Consider the following 18,283-nt stretch of genomic DNA (forward strand, 5'->3'; position numbering starts at 1 on the left):
TCTATGATTTTTAATTAATCTTGAACATTTTAAACGTATAAAAAAGAATCTTTAATTAAAAGAATAAAAATAATATGAGCAAAATTATTGGAATTGATTTAGGTACTACAAACTCTTGTGTTTCTGTAATGGAAGGTAGCGAGCCAGTAGTAATCCCAAATGCAGAAGGAAAAAGAACTACTCCATCTATCGTAGCATTCGTTGAAGGAGGAGAAAGAAAAGTCGGAGATTCAGCTAAACGTCAAGCCGTTACTAACCCTCACAAAACGATTTATTCTATCAAACGTTTTATGGGAACTAAATTCAATACACAAGATACTGAAGGTGTTCCATATAATGTTGTAAAAGGAGATAACGATACACCACGTGTAGAAATTGATGGTCGTATGTATACTCCACAAGAAATCTCAGCGATGACTTTACAAAAAATGAAGAAAACTGCTGAAGATTACTTAGGACAAGAAGTTACAAGAGCCGTAATTACAGTTCCTGCTTACTTTAATGACGCACAACGTCAAGCAACTAAAGAAGCTGGAGAAATTGCTGGTTTAAAAGTTGAGCGTATCATCAATGAGCCTACTGCTGCTGCATTAGCTTACGGATTAGATAAAGCTACATCTGATAAAAAAATCGCTGTATATGATTTAGGTGGAGGAACATTTGATATCTCTATCTTAGAATTAGGAGATGGTGTATTTGAAGTATTATCTACAAACGGAGATACTCGTTTAGGAGGTGATGATTTTGATGATGCAATTATTGACTGGTTAGCAAACGAATTTAAAGCTGCTGAAAATGTAGATTTAAAGAAAGATGCAATGGCATTACAACGTTTACGTGAAGCTGCTGAAAAAGCTAAAATCGAGTTATCTTCTTCTGCACAAACAGAAATTAACTTACCTTATATTACAGCAAACGAAACAGGTCCTAAACACTTAGTTCAGACTTTAACTCGCGCTAAATTTGATCAATTAACTGAAGATTTAGTACGTCGTTCTATGGAGCCATGTAAAAAAGCATTAAATGATGCTGGTTTATCTATCTCTGATATTGACGAAGTTATCTTAGTTGGTGGATCTACACGTATCCCTAAAATCCAAGAAGAAGTAGAAAAATTCTTCGGTAAAAAACCATCTAAAGGAGTTAATCCTGATGAGGTTGTTGCTGTAGGAGCTGCTATCCAAGGAGGTGTATTAACAGGTGATGTAAAAGACGTATTATTATTAGACGTTACACCATTATCTTTAGGTATCGAAACTTTAGGTGGAGTTTTCACTAAATTAATCGAATCTAATACAACTATTCCTACAAAGAAATCTGAGGTTTTCTCTACAGCGGTAGATAATCAGCCAGCGGTAACTTTAAGAATTGGTCAAGGTGAGCGTCCTTTATTCAATGATAACAAAGAAATCGGACATTTCGATTTAGTTGATATTCCACCAGCACAAAGAGGTGTTCCACAAATCGAAGTTACTTTTGACATCGATGCGAATGGTATATTAAGTGTTTCTGCAAAAGATAAAGGAACTGGAAAAGAGCAATCAATCAAAATTGAGGCATCTTCTGGTTTATCTGAAGCGGATATCGAAAGAATGAAACAAGAAGCGAAAGATAACGCTGCGAAAGATGAGGAAGCAAAAACGAAGATTGAAAAAATCAACGCTGCTGATGCATTAATTTTCCAAACGGAAAAACAATTATCTGAATATGGAGAAAAAATTCCAGCTGATAAAAAACAACCAATTGAAGATGCATTAACTGAAGTTAAAGCTGCTCACGCTGCTGAAGACATTACAGCTATCGATGCTTCAATGGAGAAATTGAACACAGCTTGGAATGCTGCATCAGAAGAAATCTATGCTGCAATGAACGAAGGTCAACAAGGAGGAGCTCAAGCTCAACCAGGTGCTGGAGATGCTAAAGCAGATGGTGTTGAAGATGTAGACTTCGAAGAAGTTAAATAATATTACATTCTTTTAAATATAAAAAAAGGCTACCCATTTGGTAGCCTTTTTTTAGTCTTATAATTTTAAAATTATTTCTTTATAAACTTCTGTGTATCTCCGTCATTTATTTTTAAAATATACACACCTTTTGGTAAATCCTGTACCTCAACAGTTTTTATATTATTATAGTGATTTATTTTCTTTACCACTTCTCCTGTTTGATTAAAAATTTCTACCTTTTTAACTATTTCTGAAGAGCTAATATTTAATACTGATGTAGCTGGATTTGGATAAACTGAAACTTGTTTTTTAGACACATCATTAATTGATAAAGTTTGTTGTTGTATAGACACATTATCTATAACTGAAATCAACACCTCATTATAACTTGCATTTCTGTTTACTTCATATTTCAACATAAAACTTGTATCTGATTCTATCTCAGAAGATGGAATAACTAAATCATAAGTTGTACAATCTGTAGTTGAAATAAAATTATCAGAGTTTAAATGCTGAATTTCTCTCCATGTTGTCCCTTGGTCTAATGAATATGATAAAGTAAAATATCCCCAATCTGTATCTTCAGGTACTGGCTCAAGAGCTGTTAACGTAGCATTTGCCTTTCCTATGATTACAGAATAATTGATGTGTATATCTTGCCCATTATTTCCATAAATAATCGGAGAATACATATACTTTGGTCCCACACCGTATTGACCTAACATGGTTCCTAACAAAGCGCCAGCAGCGCTAGTACCTCCACAAAAATATTGAGTAGAAATTACAAAACGATCAATACCCGATTCTGGATTAGCCCAAGCATTATACTCAAAATCAAAATCCTCGAAAACATTAATTTGTGCATTGGCACATAAACTACATAATAATCCTACTAAAAAAGTAAATTTTCTCATTATTGGTTCTTTTTAATTTTATAAATTGATAGATATCAATAGAGATAAAATTAGAAGAACTATTTATGATATACTAGAACATATATTTCAAAATGGATGAATTTTAATAGTATTTTTATAAATTTTAAAACTTCAAAACTTTTGCTTTATCTTTCATAAACTAAAAATAGGACCTTGATTATCAATATAATTAAATGCTTTGAAACTTTACTTCTTCAACAATCCTAATTGAATTCTGTATAGATTGAATATTAATCATTATTTTTGGATTGATTTTGGCTTTAACACCAACTTTAGAAAATTAGAATTAAAAGAAACTATGAAAAAAATATTTTTAGCATCAGCTATTTTATTAACTGTTGTTGCATGTAAAAAAGATAACAAAACAGATGTTGTTGTTGGAAAAAATGAAGCTGGTCAAGAGTTAGTTGTTTCTGAGTCAGGTGATACAATTATAAAAACAGAAATTCAAAATGATACTGTTGCTAAACCTTTAGAAGTACATTCTGTAAGTGCGATTCAGAAAGGTGAAGATGACAAATATGACTTTAGATATAATTTAGAAAAAGGAAAAACGTATCCTTTGACCCTTACAATTAAAGGAACACATTCTGCTTCTGACGGAAAGCAAGATGTAAAAATGTCTAATGAAAGTAAAAAATCTATTGAATATACTGTAAAAGATATCAAAGATGGAGTTTATACATTAGAAGTGAAATCTAAACATTATAGTGAGAAAATGACAGATCCTACAGGAAAGTCTATTTCTTATGATACAAATTCTAGCAAACCTGCAGATAAAGATGTTGCGGTTTCTTGGAATATTTATAAAGCAATGGTTGGTAAACCATATACAATGAAAATTGATCAAAAAGGAAAAGTAATTGCTGTAGATGGATTAGATAATATTCGTAAACAAATTGAAAATTCAGTTAAAAATCAATTAAGTGCAGAAGAACAAAAATTTATTAGTGAAATTCTTAAAAACTCTTTGAATAAAGAAGCTATTTCAGCACAATTTGAGGAAACAATGAATATTTATCCTAATAAGAAATTAAAATTAAACGAATCTTGGTCTGATAAACAAAATATAAACCAAGGACCAATGAAAGGAAGCACAGACTTAACACGTACTTTAGCGAATGTTGATACAAAGAATACTAAGATTACTGTAAAAGGTACTCAAAAATTAAGTGGATCTGAATCGCAAGAAGGTATGAAAATGAGTGCAAATGCGAATGCTGATGTAAATGGTACAATTTTGATAGACACACAATCAGGTTGGATCAATAATGTAAGTTTAACTAAAAAAGAGACGATGAAGCGCACAATGGAGATGAATGGTCAAAAACAAACTATGACAGAATCTGTTACGACGTCTACATCGGTAAATTAGAGACATGAAAACAATTATTTGGATTATTATATTAGGAATTATCTTCCTATTTGTATTTCGTTTTATAAGAAAAATATTAACGATTAAAAATGCATTTAAAAATGCCATGGATCAAGCGCAGCAATTTGGGGGACAACAACAAAATCCTTATAATGAGTCGTCGTATGAATCTGAGGATAGAAAAAATATTCCAATAGAAAAATCAAAATTTAACATTGAAGCAGAAACCGTAGATTTTGAAATAATCGAAGAAAAGAATGAAAAATAACAAGAATTTACTCTACATCCTTGGTTCCATCATTTTCTTTGCTCTTGTAGCATTGATATATTGCGCACCAGTATTATCAGGAAAATCCATTATACAACCCGACATTATTAATTATCGCGGAAGTGCGGAAGAAATGTTAACTTATCAAGAGCAAACCAATGAACATGTTTATTGGTCTAATGCGATGTTTGGTGGTATGCCTACTTACCAAACAGGTGCACAATATGATTTTGATTTAATTAAAGGGATCGATAAAGTAATTCGATTCTTACCAAGGCCTGCAGACTATATCTTTTTATTATTTTCAGGTTTTTTTATTCTTGGATTAACTCTATTTAAAAAATGGAAATATGCACTTACTGGATCAGTTTTTTTTGCAGTAGGTGCTTATTTCTTTATTATAATTGCTGCGGGACATAATGCAAAAGTTCATACAATTGCTTATTTCCCCCCTCTTGTGGCAGGAATTTTATTACTTTATCGTAAAAAGTATATTCCAGGTTTTGTGTTAACGACACTTTTCATGGGGTTACAATTGCAAGCCAACCATATCCAAATGACATTCTATCTGTTTCTTGTTATGTTGGTTTTTGTAATTTTTCAATTCTATTCAGATTTAAAAACAAAACAGATTCCAGCATTCTTTAAAGCGTCTGGATTAGTCGTTGTGGCATGTATAATAGCATTAGGGCTAAATGCATCACGATTGCTAGCTACTTATGAATACAGTAAAGAAACTACACGCGGTAAATCTGAAATGACTTTGTTAAAAACTAATACAGACGGATTAGATCATGATTATATCACACAATGGAGTTATGGAAAATTAGAAACATTAAATCTTTTTATTCCTAATTTGATGGGTGGTTCTTCAATGTCTACACAAGAAGATTTAAAAAATTATTATTCTCAATTACAGAGTTTAGCACAACAAGTTGGCGATGATGAATTTAACCAACAAGTTATTCAGGCTTTAGCACAACAACCTCGCTCTACATATTGGGGAGAACAACCTGGTACTTCAGGACCAGCTTATCAAGGAGCTATTGTAGTTTTCTTATTTATACTAGGATTATTTTTAGTTCGTGGAAGATTTGGGAAATATAAATGGTGGTTATTATCAGCAACAATTCTGAGTATTTTATTAGCATGGGGAAAGAATTTCCAGTTTCTAACGGATGTTTTCGTAGACTATTTCCCGATGTACGATAAGTTCCGTGCTGTATCATCTATACTTGTTATGGCAGAATTAACTATGCCTCTTTTAGCTATTATAACCGTATACTATTTTATCCAAGAAAATGATACAGCTGAGCATAAAACTAAGATGCTAACAATTGTTGGTGGTACAACCATAGGTATTCTAGCTATTTTATATATAGGAGCCTCTGGTATTTTCTCTTTCCAATCTTCAAATGATACATCTTTCACAAGTCAATTTCTAAGTCTAATTGGAGAAGCTAATCCAAACGCAATAGGATTTTGGCAATCTATGCTAAAACAATTAGATGATGCACTTATAGCAGACCGTGTAGCAATGTTTAGAAGTGATACACTTCGTACAATTATTTTTGTTTTATTAACTTTTGCTTTACTATATAGCTATCAAAAAAAATACATAAAAAATTCTACTATTGTTGTTTTATCGCTTGGAGCTTTAGCATTACTTGATGGATACACTGTAAACAAACGCTATTTTAACGATGATAATTTTGTTTCTAGTTACATCGTAGATAATCCTTTTCCAACAGAATTATCTGTAAAACTAGAATCTGAAGCAAACTCAAATAATAATGTAGCACAAATTGCTTATAAAGTTCCATTAAATAAAGCATTATCTAATCTAGCACAAAAAGATCAATCACAGTTTAGAGTTTATAATACCACTCAAAGTACTTTTAATGATGCAGGAACTTCATTTTTCGTAAATTCTATTGGTGGTTACCATGCCGCTAAATTGGGGAAATACCAAGATCTTATTGATATTTACTTTTCAGGAGATGAACGTTTAAAACAATATGGAATTACTGATGAAAGCGGAATGATCAATGTTTTAAACATGCTAAATACAAAATACATTATTCATGGAAATATTCAAGAACCAAAAATTGAATTAAATCCTACAGCATTTGGAAATGCTTGGTTTGTAGGTAATGTAAAATCCGTAAATAATGCTAATGAAGAAATATTAGCACTAAACGATACATATTTAGACAAACAAGTTATTCTAAGAAATGAAATAGCACAAAACCTTCCAAAAGTAGCTGTTGATAGCACTGCAAGTATTCAATTAACTTCTTATACTCCTACAAAAATGGTGTATAAAGCTTCAACAAATACGGATCAAATTGCTGTATTTTCTGAAATTTATTATCCACACGGATGGAAAGCTTCAGTGGATGGAAAAGAAGTCGATATCTTAAAAGCAAACTATATTTTAAGAGCTTTACCAATCGCTAAAGGACAACATGAGATCGTTTTTACTTACGAACCACAAGTTATTACAACTGGTAAAACAATTATGTTAGTTTCTAATGCATTACTAATTATAGTAATTGTAGGAGGTACATTCTTAGGATACAAAAAGTGTAAAAAAGAAAATTATAATTTCAAAACTGAAGGAGCTCCAGTTGCTTAATTTGAAATGAAAAAAATATTAATTATCACCTATTATTGGCCTCCTGCGGGAGGCCCTGGTGTTCAGAGATGGTTGAAGTTTACTAAGTATTTACCAGACTTTGGGTACAAACCTCATGTTTATATCCCTGAAAATCCTTCTTACCCAATTTTAGATCATACATTAGCAAAAGATATAAATCCTCAGGTTAAAATAATTAAAAATTCTATTTGGGAACCTTATCAGCTTGCAGAAAAATTAAATCCTAAAAATAAAGCATACAAGGGTGGGCATTTCGAAAAAAAAGAAAATCAATCTTTTATGTCGAAATTATCAGTTTTTATTAGAGGAAATTTTTTTATTCCTGATGCTAGAAAGTTTTGGATTAAACCTTCAATTGCATTTTTAAAAGAATATATACAACAAGAAGGGATCGAAACTATTGTTACTTCTGGACCGCCTCATAGTATGCATCTTATTGGATTAGGATTAAAAAAAATAATTCCAAATTTAAACTGGATTGCAGATTTTAGAGATCCATGGACTCAAATCAGTTATCACAAAGAGTTAAAACTGACAGCATGGGCTTCTAAAAAACATGACAAACTTGAACATGAAGTAATGACTAAATCTAATTTAGTCTTAGCAACAAGTTATACCGATGGAGAAAACTTTAAAAAAATAGGTGCTAAAAGAGTTGAAGTTATTACCAACGGGTTTGAAGAAGTAAAGATTGATACCCAAAAAGATCCAGATTTCTTTAATATCACTTATTCAGGTGGATTAGAAATGCTTCGAAATCCACTAGCTTTATGGCAAGCACTTTCTGTATTAATAAATCAAAATTCATCTTTTAAACAAGACTTAAAATTAAATTTTTATGGTTCTTTGGCAGATGATGTAAAACAGAGTATTTTAAATTTAGGTTTAAATGATAATTTGAAAGTTCATGGTTATGTGTCACATCAAGAATCTTTAAATTCAATCAATAAAGCTAATATTTTAGTACTAACAAACTTTAATAATGAAGCTTCTAAAGGTATTATTCCTGGGAAATTATTTGAGTACATGGCTACAAACAATCCCATTCTAGCGATAGGACCTGATAATGCAGATGTACAGAGGATTCTAGAAAAAACAAATTCTGGATATTATTTTAATCATCAAGAAACTGAAAATATTAAAAAGTTTATTTTACAACATTATAACAAATGGTTAGCGGATCCAAATTATAAATTTGAAACAGATCAATCAGAAGTTATAAAGTTTAATCGTCGTAACTTAACCGAGAAATTAAGTCAAATAATATCAAAATAGTCCTACTCCATAAGGGCTATTTTTTTTTGGTTAAAAATCAATACTTTAACGATACTATATTATCGAGTTGACAATTTATAGCGTATTAAAATTTCAGCTTCATAAATTATTGTTGCTAAAATTATTAATTTATAACATTTATCATAGTCGGATTAAGCATTTAATTCTTATTTTTAATTTGGAAAAAATATAAACTACAAATTAAAATGAGCGACAACAGAAAAAGTGACGCATTGAATTACCATTCGATGGGTAAACCTGGGAAAATTGCAGTAGTACCTACTAAACCTACCAATACACAAAGAGATTTATCATTAGCATATTCGCCAGGTGTAGCAGAACCTTGTCTAGAAATAGAAAAAGATCCAGAGAATGCTTACAAATATACTGCAAAAGGAAATCTTGTTGCAGTGATAAGTAATGGTACAGCTGTTTTGGGATTAGGAGATATTGGTGCATTAGCTTCTAAACCTGTGATGGAAGGAAAGGGTTTACTTTTTAAAATTTTTGCGGATATAGATGTTTTCGATATTGAATTAGATACGAAGAATGTAGATGAATTCATCAATACTGTAAAAGCATTGGAACCTACATTTGGTGGAATTAATTTAGAAGATATTAAAGCACCAGAATGTTTTGAAATCGAAAGAAGATTAAAGGCCGAAATGAATATTCCGGTAATGCACGACGATCAGCATGGTACTGCGATAATATCTGGAGCTGCTTTAATAAATGCATGTGAGTTACAAGGAAAAGATATTTCACAAGTAAAAATTGTAGTAAATGGTGCTGGTGCTGCTGCCATATCTTGTACTGGTATGTATATTTCGGTTGGAGCAACTAAAGAAAATATTGTAATGTTGGATAGCAAAGGAGTTATCCGTAGAGATCGAGAAAATTTAGATCCGTCAAAAGCAGAATGGGCTACAGCAAGAGATATATCTGCATTAGCTGATGCAGTAAAAGATGCTGATGTATTTATTGGTTTATCTGCTGCAGATGTACTGACTCCTGATATGTTGAATTCTATGGCTGATAATCCAATAGTCTTGGCTATGGCAAACCCAAATCCAGAAATTGCTTATGATACCGCTTTAGCTACTCGACAAGATTTAATTATGGGTACAGGACGATCAGATTACCCAAATCAGGTAAATAATGTGTTAGGCTTTCCATATATATTTAGAGGAGCATTAGATGTACGTTCTACTACGATTAACGAAGAAATGAAAATTGCAGCAGTTCATGCAATTGCTGAACTAGCTAAACTTCCTGTACCAGAGGTCGTAGTACAAGCATACAATAATCACACTTTAAAATTTGGAAAAGATTACATTATACCAAAACCAAATGACCCAAGATTATTACCTGAAGTTTCGGCTGCAGTTGCAAAAGCAGCAATAGAAACAGGCGTTGCAAAAGAAATTATTACTGATTTCGAAGAATATAAAAATTCTTTAATAAAACGTATTGGTAAAGAAAGTACAATCTTGCGTAACTTAACACAAACGGCGAAATCAAATCCAAAACGAGTTGTATTTGCAGAAGGTGACCGTTTCGAAATTTTACGTGCAGCTCAGATTGTAAAAGAAGAAAAAATTGCAACTCCTATAATTTTAGGGAAAAAATCAAAAATTGAACAAATGATCAAAGATCATATGTTAGATTTAGACGGTGTCGAAATAATTGACCCTTTCACTGAAGAAGAAACAGATAGATATAAGAAATTTTTAGATTTTGTATATACTAAACGTCAAAGAAAAGGAATTTCTGTTACTGATGCTAAAAAACTATTAAAGGATAGAAACTACTTTGGAGCATGTATGGTAGAATTTGGGTATGCTGATACAATGATATCTGGTATGACTAAAAATTATTCACAAGCTATACGACCAGCTTTAGAATTAATAGGTTCTAAAGATCATCAAAAAGTTGCAAGTATGTATATGATGTTAACTGAAAAAGGACCTATATTTTTAGGAGATACCACAGTTAATTTAAACCCAAGTACAGAAGAATTAGTAGGTATTACTTTACAAATTAATGAAACGGTTAAGAAGTTTAAAATAGTTCCAAAAATTGGAATGCTATCTTATTCTAACTTTGGATCTAATAAAGGTGAAACACCGGCTAAAGTTCAAAAAGCTGTAAATTATTTACATGAAAATCATCCTGCTGTAATTGTAGATGGAGATATCCAAGCAAATTTCGCTGTAAATAAAACCAAATTAGAAACTAACTTTCCATTTTCTAAACTAAGCGGAACACATGCAAATACATTAATATTTCCTAATCTAGAATCTGCTAATATTTCTTATAAATTATTACAAGAATTAGGAAATATAGAAGCAGTTGGACCAATATTAATAGGATTGAATAAACCTATTCATTTACTCCAATTAGACAGTAGTATTCGAGAGATTGTCAATATGGTTACAATAGCAGTAATAGATGCTCAACAAACAAATTAATTAAATTTACAATAAAGCCTTTACTTTAAAACTAAAGGCTTATTTTTATCGCTTTAATTAAATTAATATGAATAAAAACATTTACTACTCATTATGCCTATTAATGGCTAACACACTATCTTACGCACAAGAAAATATATCATTTGAAGAAAATGAAGGATACACTTTAGGAACAATAAACGAACAAAATGATTGGGAAGTTACTGAAGGACAAGATGGTTTCTTAACTAATCAGATTATAACTAATGAAAAGGCTAGCCAGGGAATATATTCTTTTAAAAATGGACATCAATCTGAATACAATTCACAGTGGATGGCTATTTTTGGTGCGAGTAAAACTTTTGAAACACCTTATAATTACGATCAATTTAGTATTTCTTATGATGTATATGTAACTCAACGTAATGGTGCTGATTTCGAGTTTAACCTATATGGTATCAACTCTGCAAATGAATTTGTACCAGTTGTAGGAATTGGGATGGAAAATCGCGGCTACATTTATATTACTACAAGTGCAGACTATGATTTTGGATACGCAGATGCGGGTGAAAATTGGCCAATAAATGAATGGAATAATATAAAAATAGAAGTTAATTCAAATGAAATTAAATATTTTCTGAATAACACATTAATATATACTACACCGAACTTCTCTCAAGTAGATATAAAAGGACTAACGTTATTACATAACAATTATGGAGGAAATGCCTTCTACGATAATTTTAAAATTAACGAAATCGAATTAAATACTTCAGAAATTATTAAAAATGATATTGCAATCTATCCCAACCCTGTAAACAACCAACTTTTTATAAATACAGTTGAACATATAAAAAAGATTGAAATATATAATATTTTAGGTCAATTAGAGGCTTCTTCACATAACTTAAAGGAGATTAATACAACTACTCTAAACGCTGGGAATTATATTGCTAAAATCACTTTTAAAGATGGAAAAACAATGACGCGAAAATTTATTAAAAAATAGCTTTATATAAAATAAAAAGGACTCCAAATGGAGTCCTTTTTTTATCTATAATCGTTAAGATTAAGCTTGTTCTTCGTTAGCTTCTGTAGCTGGAGTTTCCTCAACAGTTTCAGTTGCTTTTTTACGTCCACGACGAGTTGTTGCTTTTTTCTCAACTTTCGCGTTAGAATAGATTTCATTGAAATCTACTAACTCGATCATAGCCATCTCAGCGCTATCACCTAAACGGAAACCAGTTCTGATGATACGAGTGTATCCACCTGGACGGTCTGCAATTTTAGGAGCTACTGTTCTGAATAATTCAGTAACGGCTTCTTTATTTTGTAAGTATGAGAAAACAACACGACGGTTGTTTGTATCGTCTGTTTTAGACTTTGTTAATAAAGGCTCAACGTATTTTTGTAAAGCCTTCGCTTTAGCTACAGTTGTATTAATTCTTTTGTAAGTGATTAATGATATAGCTAAGTTAGATAATAAAGCTCTTCTATGAGAGGCAGTTCTACCTAAATGATTGAATTTTTTTCCGTGTCTCATTGTAATAATATTATTCTACGTCTAACTTATATTTTACGATGTCCATTCCAAAGTTTAACCCTTTGCTGTCCACCAATTCTTCTAACTCAGTAAGAGATTTCTTACCAAAGTTTCTGAATTTCATTAAGTCAGATTTTGCGAAAGAAACTAATTCGCCTAAAGTTTCAACTTCAGCTGCTTTTAAACAATTCAATGCTCTTACTGATAAATCCATATCCACCAATTTAGTTTTTAATAATTGGCGCATATGTAATGCTTCTTCATCATAAGTCTCACCAGATGCTACTTCTTCTGCTTCAAGAGTGATTCTTTCATCAGAGAATAACATGAAATGGTGAATTAAGATTTTAGCTGTTTCAGTTAAAGCATCTTGTGGAGTTATAGAACCATCCGTAGTGATTTCTAAAACTAATTTTTCATAATCAGTTTTTTGCTCAACACGGTAGTTTTCAATTGCATATTTTACATTCTTAATAGGAGTGTAAATTGAATCAATTGCTATAGTACCAATTGGCGCAGAAGCCTTTTTATTCTCTTCAGCTGGTACGTATCCTCTACCTTTCTCAATCGTGAAAGTGATTGTCAAATTCACTTTTGAATCTAAGTTAGCGATTACTAATTCAGGGTTTAAAACTTGAAAACCAGAGATAAACTTCCCTAAATCACCTGCTGTTAATTGATCTTGCCCTGAGATAGTAGCAGTTACAGTTTCAGCATCTGATTCATCAATTTGTTTCTTAAAACGAACCTTTTTCAGATTTAAAATGATCTCTGTAACATCTTCCACTACCCCTGGAATTGTTGAAAATTCGTGCTCTACTCCTTCAACTTTGATTGAAGTAATTGCGAAACCTTCTAATGAAGAAAGTAATACTCTACGAAGAGCATTTCCAACAGTAATCCCATATCCTGGCTCTAATGGACGGAATTCAAATTGTCCAAAGTTAGAATCAGATTCTACTAAGATTACCTTGTCAGGTTTGATGAAATTTAAAATAGTCATTTTATTAGTCTGATTTTAAGGTTTATTTAGAATATAACTCGACGATTAATTGCTCTTTAATGTCTTCTGGAATTTGAACTCTTTCTGGAGTCTTTAAGAAAGTTCCTGAAGTTTGTTCGTTGTTCCATACTAACCAATCATATTCTCTACGAGAATTTAATGCGTTAGTAATAGGCGCTAAAGATTTAGATTTTTCTCTAACAGCAATAACATCACCAGCTTTTAATTGGTAAGATGGAATGTTTACTACTTCTCCGTTAACAGTAATATGTCTGTGAGAAACTAATTGACGAGCACCAGCACGAGAATTAGAAACTCCTAAACGGTATACTACATTATCTAAACGAGATTCACATAATTGTAATAATACTTCACCTGTAATCCCTTTAGTAGCGTTAGCTTTTTTGTATAAGTTAGAAAATTGTTTTTCTAAAATACCGTAAGTATATTTTGCTTTTTGCTTTTCTGCTAATTGGATAGCATACTCAGATTTTTTAGCTCTTCTTTTGTTAGGTCCGTGTTGCCCTGGAGGATATTTCTTTTTCTCAAAAGATTTATCGTCTCCGAAAATTGGTTGACCAAATTTTCTTGCAATTTTTGTTTTAGGTCCTGTATATCTTGCCATGATTTATTCTATTAAAATTAATTGTTAATAAAGAAAAGATTATACTCTTCTCTTTTTAGGAGGACGACATCCGTTGTGTGGTAATGGAGTTACATCAACGATTTCAGAAACTTCGATTCCACTATTATGGATAGTTCTGATCGCAGACTCACGTCCTTGCCCTGGTCCTTTAACAAATACTTTTACTCTTCTTAATCCAGCTTCGTAAGCAACTGTTGTAGCGTCTTGAGCAGCAACTTGAGCAGCGTAAGGCGTGTTCTTTTTAGAACCACGGAATCCCATTTTACCTGCTGAAGACCAAGAAATTACTTCACCATTTTTATTAGTTAAAGTAATGATAACATTATTAAACGATGCTTGAATATGAGCTTGTCCAGTAGCCTCAACAACTACTTTTCTTTTCTTAACTACTTTTTGATTTTTTGCCATGATCCTATTTATTATTTAGTGGCTTTTTTCTTGTTAGCAACTGTTTTCTTCTTACCTTTTCTTGTACGTGAGTTATTTTTAGTTCTTTGACCACGTAAAGGTAAACCAAGTCTGTGACGAATACCTCTTTGACATCCGATATCCATTAAACGTTTGATGTTTAATTGGATTTCTGAACGTAATTCTCCTTCAACTTTAAAGTTGTCGTTGATTGACGCACGGATTGCATTGATCTCTTCGTCAGTCCATTCGCTAACTTTTTTATCTTCTGAGATGTTGTTCTCAGCTAAGATTGTAGAAGCTGTACTTCTACCGATACCGTAAATGTATGTAAGTCCGATTACCCCTCTTTTATTTTTAGGTAAATCTACACCTGAAATTCTTGCCATAATTCTAAATAATTAACCTTGTCTTTGTTTAAACTTAGGATTCTTTTTGTTGATCACATACAGACGTCCTTTACGACGCACAATTTTACAGTCGGCGCTTCTCTTTTTAATGGATGCTCTAATTTTCATCTTTATAAATTTATCTATAATCCGATAGAACTAATATTACCTATTAATCCTATCTCCAGTCATTATTAAATATCTTAAATTATTAGTAACGATATGAAATACGCCCTTTACTTAAATCATATGGAGACATTTCGATTTTCACCTTATCTCCTGGTAATAATTTAATGTAGTGCATACGCATCTTACCAGAAATATTACATGTAACGACATGTCCATTTTCTAATTCAACACGGAACATTGCATTTGATAATGCTTCTGTAATTGTTCCGTCTTGTTCAATATGTTTTTGTTTAGCCATTTTAATTTTAAATTAAGCTATATCACTTGATGTTCTTCCTGACGACATTAATCCGTCATAACGATGGTTCAGTAAATAAGTATTGATTTGCTGTACTGTATCAAGAATCACACCAACCATAATTAACATTGATGTACCTCCGAAGAACATAGCTAAATTTTGTTCAACACCTAATAATTTAACAATCGCTGGCAAAACAGCAAGCAAAGTTAATAAAATTGCTCCAGGTAACGTAATTTTTGATAAAATATCATCTAAAAAATCTGCAGTTTCTTTACCAGGTCTAATTCCTGGGATGATTCCTCCATTTCGTTTTAGATCTTCAGCCATTTGATTTACAGGAATTGTAATTGCTGTATAGAAATAAGTAAAGATGATAATTAAAAATCCGAAGATTAAATTATACTCTAACGTAAATGGATCTGCCATTTTTGTAAAGAATTGTTTTATTACACTATCGTCCTCTAAAACATAACTTGCTAGTGTTCCTGGTAAAAACATAATTGCTTGTGCAAAGATAATAGGCATTACACCAGCAGCATTTACCTTTAAAGGAATATAAGAACGTACAGAATCTGTTACTGATCTCATATATGAACTACTTGATGTTTGTGCTCTTTTTACATATTGTACAGGTACTTTACGTACTGCTGCGACAATCATAATACATAATGCAATTACAAGGATTAAACCTAACATCTCTAACAAAAAGATAATACCACCACTTGCATCTGTCTCAAATGCATTTAAAATAGCACGAGGTAAATCTGCTAAGATACCAACCATAATTAAGATTGAAATACCATTACCGATTCCCTTGTCTGTAATTTTTTCTCCCATCCACATCGAAAAGACTGTTCCTGTAATTAAAATGATTACTGAAGGAAACCAGAACCAAAAGTTCGATGGTGGAACTAAATAGAATGCATATGGTGATGCAGGATCAAATGGTAAAATCTGTGAAGTTACCAATGTAAGATAAGCTGGAGCTTGTACAAGACAAATTCCGATTGTTAACCAGCGAGTAATTTGATTTACTTTGTTTCTACCGCTTTCTCCTTCTTTTTGTAGTTTTTGAATGTAAGGAACCGCTAATCCCATTAATTGCACCACAATTGATGCAGAGATGTATGGCATTATTCCTAACGCCAAAACGGAAGCTCTACTAAAAGAACCTCCGGTAAAAGAGTTTAATAATCCTAAAATTCCAGAGTTTGCACTTGCTTGGTCTGCAACATAACGATTTACTTCGTTAATATCGACACCTGGTAGCGGAATATAAGAACCTAATCTATAAACCAGAATTAAAAGAAAAGTTAAAAATAACTTTTCCTTTAATTCTTTTATGCTCCAGATATTTTTTATGGTCTGAATAAACCCTTTCATCTATAAAAAAATATTACTTAGCGTTAATTAATTCAACTTTACCTCCAACATTTTCAATAGCTGCTTGTGCAGTTTGAGTGAATTTGTCAGCTGTAATTGTAACTGTAGCTTTTAACTCACCACGACCTAAGATTTTAACTAAATCGTTTTTGTGAGCTAATCCTAACTGTACTAAAATTTCTTTGTTTAATGTATCCGTGATTTTGTTGTTATCAACTAATTCTTGGATAGTATCTAAATTGACTCCTTTATATTCAACACGGTTGATATTTTTGAAACCAAATTTTGGTAAACGTCTTTGTAAAGGCATCTGTCCACCCTCGAATCCGATTTTTCTTGAATAACCAGAACGAGATTTAGCACCTTTGTGTCCACGACCTGCAGTCAAACCGTTTCCACTACCTTCACCTCTACCTTTACGGAATTTATTTTTTACTGAACCAGCAGCTGGTTTTAAATTACTTAAATTCATTTTTAATCTTTTAAAGGTTAGCGATTAAGCTCTTTCTACTTGTACTAAATGTTGAATTTTACGGATCATCCCTTCAATTTGAGGAGTTGATTCATGTTCAACAACTTGATTCATCTTTTTTAATCCTAAAGCTACTAAAGTTGCTTTTTGAGATTTATCACGATTGATAGCACTACGTGTTTGTTTTACTTTTACTTTCATGATATTAATATTAACCGTTAAACACTTTAGTTATAGAAATACCTCTTTGACGAGCGATAGTTTCTACTGAACGTAAGCTTAATAAAGCACGCATAGAAGCCTTAACTGCATTATGAGGGTTAGATGAACCTTTAGATTTAGATAATACATCTTTAATACCTACTGATTCTAATACTGCACGAACTGTACCACCAGCGATAACTCCAGTACCTTTTGCAGCTGGTCTGATGAATACTTGCGCACCACCGAAACGAGCTTCTTGTTCATGAGGAATTGAATTTCCATTTAAAGGAATACGAACTAAGTTTTTCTTAGCATCTTCAATAGCTTTAGCAATTGCAGAAGCTACATCTTTAGATTTCCCTAAACCATAACCTACAACTCCATTTGCATCTCCTACAACTACGATTGCAGAGAAACCAAATGCTCTACCTCCTTTTGTTACTTTAGTAACACGTTGTACTCCAACTAAACGGTCTTTTAAATCTAAACCTGTTGGTTTTACTCTTTCTACGTTTTTAAATCCTAACATAATTTCTTTCTCTTTTTTAGAATTTTAATCCTCCTTCTCTAGCTCCATCAGCTAAAGCTTGAATTCTACCATGATATACGAAACCGTTACGATCAAAAACTACAGTTTCAACTCCTTTAGCAATCGCTTTTGCAGCTAATGCTTTACCAACAGCTCCTGAGATTTCAGTTTTAGTTCCTTCGTACTTTTCTTCACGAGAAGATGCAGCAACGATAGTAACTCCTGAGTTATCATCAATGATTTGAGCGTAAATTTCTTTATTAGAACGGTAAACTGATAAACGTGGGTTTTCAGCAGTACCGAAAATATTACGACGTACGCGTCTTTTTATTTTTTGTCTTTTTTCAACTTTAGATAATGCCATTTTT

General features: G+C 32.0%; 20 protein-coding genes. 7 read left to right on the forward strand and 13 right to left on the reverse strand.

Annotated features, from left to right (window positions below):
• Window positions 1–74 precede the first annotated feature (74 nt).
• Window positions 75–1,964, forward strand: a complete 1,890-nt coding sequence (dnaK, locus tag IM532_RS08040) for a molecular chaperone DnaK (protein ID WP_194182951.1) — start codon at window positions 75–77, stop codon at window positions 1,962–1,964.
• Between the two features lie 71 nt (window positions 1,965–2,035).
• On the opposite strand, the gene IM532_RS08045 is transcribed toward dnaK, so the two are convergent.
• Window positions 2,036–2,860 carry a T9SS type A sorting domain-containing protein gene (locus IM532_RS08045; RefSeq protein ID WP_194182952.1) on the reverse strand — a complete coding sequence of 275 codons (825 nt, stop codon included), beginning with the start codon at window positions 2,858–2,860 and terminating at the stop codon, window positions 2,036–2,038.
• Window positions 2,861–3,179: 319 nt separating this feature from the next.
• Between IM532_RS08045 and IM532_RS08050 the strand changes: the two genes are divergently transcribed.
• The 6 genes from IM532_RS08050 to IM532_RS08075 all read left to right on the forward strand — a co-directional run bounded on the left by IM532_RS08050 (window position 3,180) and on the right by IM532_RS08075 (window position 11,917).
• Window positions 3,180–4,256, forward strand: a complete 1,077-nt coding sequence (locus IM532_RS08050; RefSeq protein ID WP_194182953.1) for a DUF6263 family protein — start codon at window positions 3,180–3,182, stop codon at window positions 4,254–4,256.
• Between the two features lie 4 nt (window positions 4,257–4,260).
• Window positions 4,261–4,524: a hypothetical protein gene (locus IM532_RS08055; RefSeq protein ID WP_194182954.1), complete on the forward strand. Its 264-nt coding sequence runs from the start codon at window positions 4,261–4,263 to the stop codon at window positions 4,522–4,524.
• Complete coding sequence (locus tag IM532_RS08060; protein ID WP_194182955.1) at window positions 4,514–7,162, forward strand: YfhO family protein; 2,649 nt, start codon at window positions 4,514–4,516, stop codon at window positions 7,160–7,162. Before IM532_RS08055 ends, IM532_RS08060 begins: the two co-directional genes overlap by 11 nt.
• A gap of 6 nt (window positions 7,163–7,168) precedes the next feature.
• Complete coding sequence (locus IM532_RS08065; protein WP_194182956.1) at window positions 7,169–8,458, forward strand: glycosyltransferase; 1,290 nt, start codon at window positions 7,169–7,171, stop codon at window positions 8,456–8,458.
• A gap of 206 nt (window positions 8,459–8,664) precedes the next feature.
• Window positions 8,665–10,929 carry an NADP-dependent malic enzyme gene (locus IM532_RS08070; RefSeq protein WP_194182957.1) on the forward strand — a complete coding sequence of 755 codons (2,265 nt, stop codon included), beginning with the start codon at window positions 8,665–8,667 and terminating at the stop codon, window positions 10,927–10,929.
• Between the two features lie 67 nt (window positions 10,930–10,996).
• Window positions 10,997–11,917 (forward strand): T9SS type A sorting domain-containing protein, encoded by a 921-nt coding sequence (locus IM532_RS08075; RefSeq protein WP_194182958.1) that lies wholly within the window; start codon window positions 10,997–10,999, stop codon window positions 11,915–11,917.
• Between the two features lie 60 nt (window positions 11,918–11,977).
• Here IM532_RS08075 and rplQ read toward each other — a convergent pair whose 3' ends face one another.
• The 12 genes from rplQ to rplR all read right to left on the reverse strand — a co-directional run bounded on the left by rplQ (window position 11,978) and on the right by rplR (window position 18,279).
• Window positions 11,978–12,451: a 50S ribosomal protein L17 gene (gene rplQ, locus IM532_RS08080; RefSeq protein WP_194182959.1), complete on the reverse strand. Its 474-nt coding sequence runs from the start codon at window positions 12,449–12,451 to the stop codon at window positions 11,978–11,980.
• A 10-nt stretch (window positions 12,452–12,461) separates the two neighbouring features.
• The gene (locus tag IM532_RS08085) at window positions 12,462–13,454 is read right to left on the reverse strand and encodes a DNA-directed RNA polymerase subunit alpha (RefSeq protein ID WP_194182960.1); all 993 of its coding nucleotides are present in this window, start codon (window positions 13,452–13,454) and stop codon (window positions 12,462–12,464) included.
• Between the two features lie 22 nt (window positions 13,455–13,476).
• Window positions 13,477–14,079 carry a 30S ribosomal protein S4 gene (gene rpsD, locus IM532_RS08090; protein WP_194182961.1) on the reverse strand — a complete coding sequence of 201 codons (603 nt, stop codon included), beginning with the start codon at window positions 14,077–14,079 and terminating at the stop codon, window positions 13,477–13,479.
• 39 nt (window positions 14,080–14,118) lie between these two features.
• Window positions 14,119–14,508, reverse strand: coding sequence for a 30S ribosomal protein S11 (gene rpsK / locus IM532_RS08095; RefSeq protein WP_194182962.1), 390 nt, complete (start codon window positions 14,506–14,508; stop codon window positions 14,119–14,121).
• A gap of 11 nt (window positions 14,509–14,519) precedes the next feature.
• On the reverse strand, window positions 14,520–14,897 hold the full coding sequence (gene rpsM, locus IM532_RS08100) for a 30S ribosomal protein S13 (RefSeq protein ID WP_194182963.1): 378 nt from the start codon (window positions 14,895–14,897) through the stop codon (window positions 14,520–14,522).
• A 12-nt stretch (window positions 14,898–14,909) separates the two neighbouring features.
• Complete coding sequence (ykgO, locus tag IM532_RS08105; protein ID WP_013598490.1) at window positions 14,910–15,026, reverse strand: type B 50S ribosomal protein L36; 117 nt, start codon at window positions 15,024–15,026, stop codon at window positions 14,910–14,912.
• 82 nt (window positions 15,027–15,108) lie between these two features.
• Window positions 15,109–15,324 (reverse strand): translation initiation factor IF-1, encoded by a 216-nt coding sequence (infA, locus tag IM532_RS08110; protein ID WP_194182964.1) that lies wholly within the window; start codon window positions 15,322–15,324, stop codon window positions 15,109–15,111.
• 12 nt (window positions 15,325–15,336) lie between these two features.
• Window positions 15,337–16,710 carry a preprotein translocase subunit SecY gene (gene secY / locus IM532_RS08115; protein WP_194182965.1) on the reverse strand — a complete coding sequence of 458 codons (1,374 nt, stop codon included), beginning with the start codon at window positions 16,708–16,710 and terminating at the stop codon, window positions 15,337–15,339.
• Between the two features lie 13 nt (window positions 16,711–16,723).
• Window positions 16,724–17,182 (reverse strand): 50S ribosomal protein L15, encoded by a 459-nt coding sequence (gene rplO, locus IM532_RS08120; protein ID WP_194182966.1) that lies wholly within the window; start codon window positions 17,180–17,182, stop codon window positions 16,724–16,726.
• Window positions 17,183–17,206: 24 nt separating this feature from the next.
• The gene (gene rpmD, locus IM532_RS08125; protein ID WP_317173001.1) at window positions 17,207–17,386 is read right to left on the reverse strand and encodes a 50S ribosomal protein L30; all 180 of its coding nucleotides are present in this window, start codon (window positions 17,384–17,386) and stop codon (window positions 17,207–17,209) included.
• Window positions 17,387–17,393: 7 nt separating this feature from the next.
• Entirely contained in the window at window positions 17,394–17,915 is a 522-nt protein-coding gene (gene rpsE, locus IM532_RS08130; RefSeq protein ID WP_194182968.1) for a 30S ribosomal protein S5, read from the reverse strand.
• Window positions 17,916–17,931: 16 nt separating this feature from the next.
• A complete protein-coding gene (gene rplR, locus IM532_RS08135) occupies window positions 17,932–18,279 on the reverse strand; it encodes a 50S ribosomal protein L18 (RefSeq protein WP_194182969.1) in 348 nt (115 codons plus the stop codon).
• Between the last annotated feature and the right edge of the window lie 4 nt (window positions 18,280–18,283).

The organism is Faecalibacter rhinopitheci, from assembly GCF_015234135.1.
GTDB lineage: Bacteria > Bacteroidota > Bacteroidia > Flavobacteriales > Weeksellaceae > Empedobacter > Empedobacter rhinopitheci.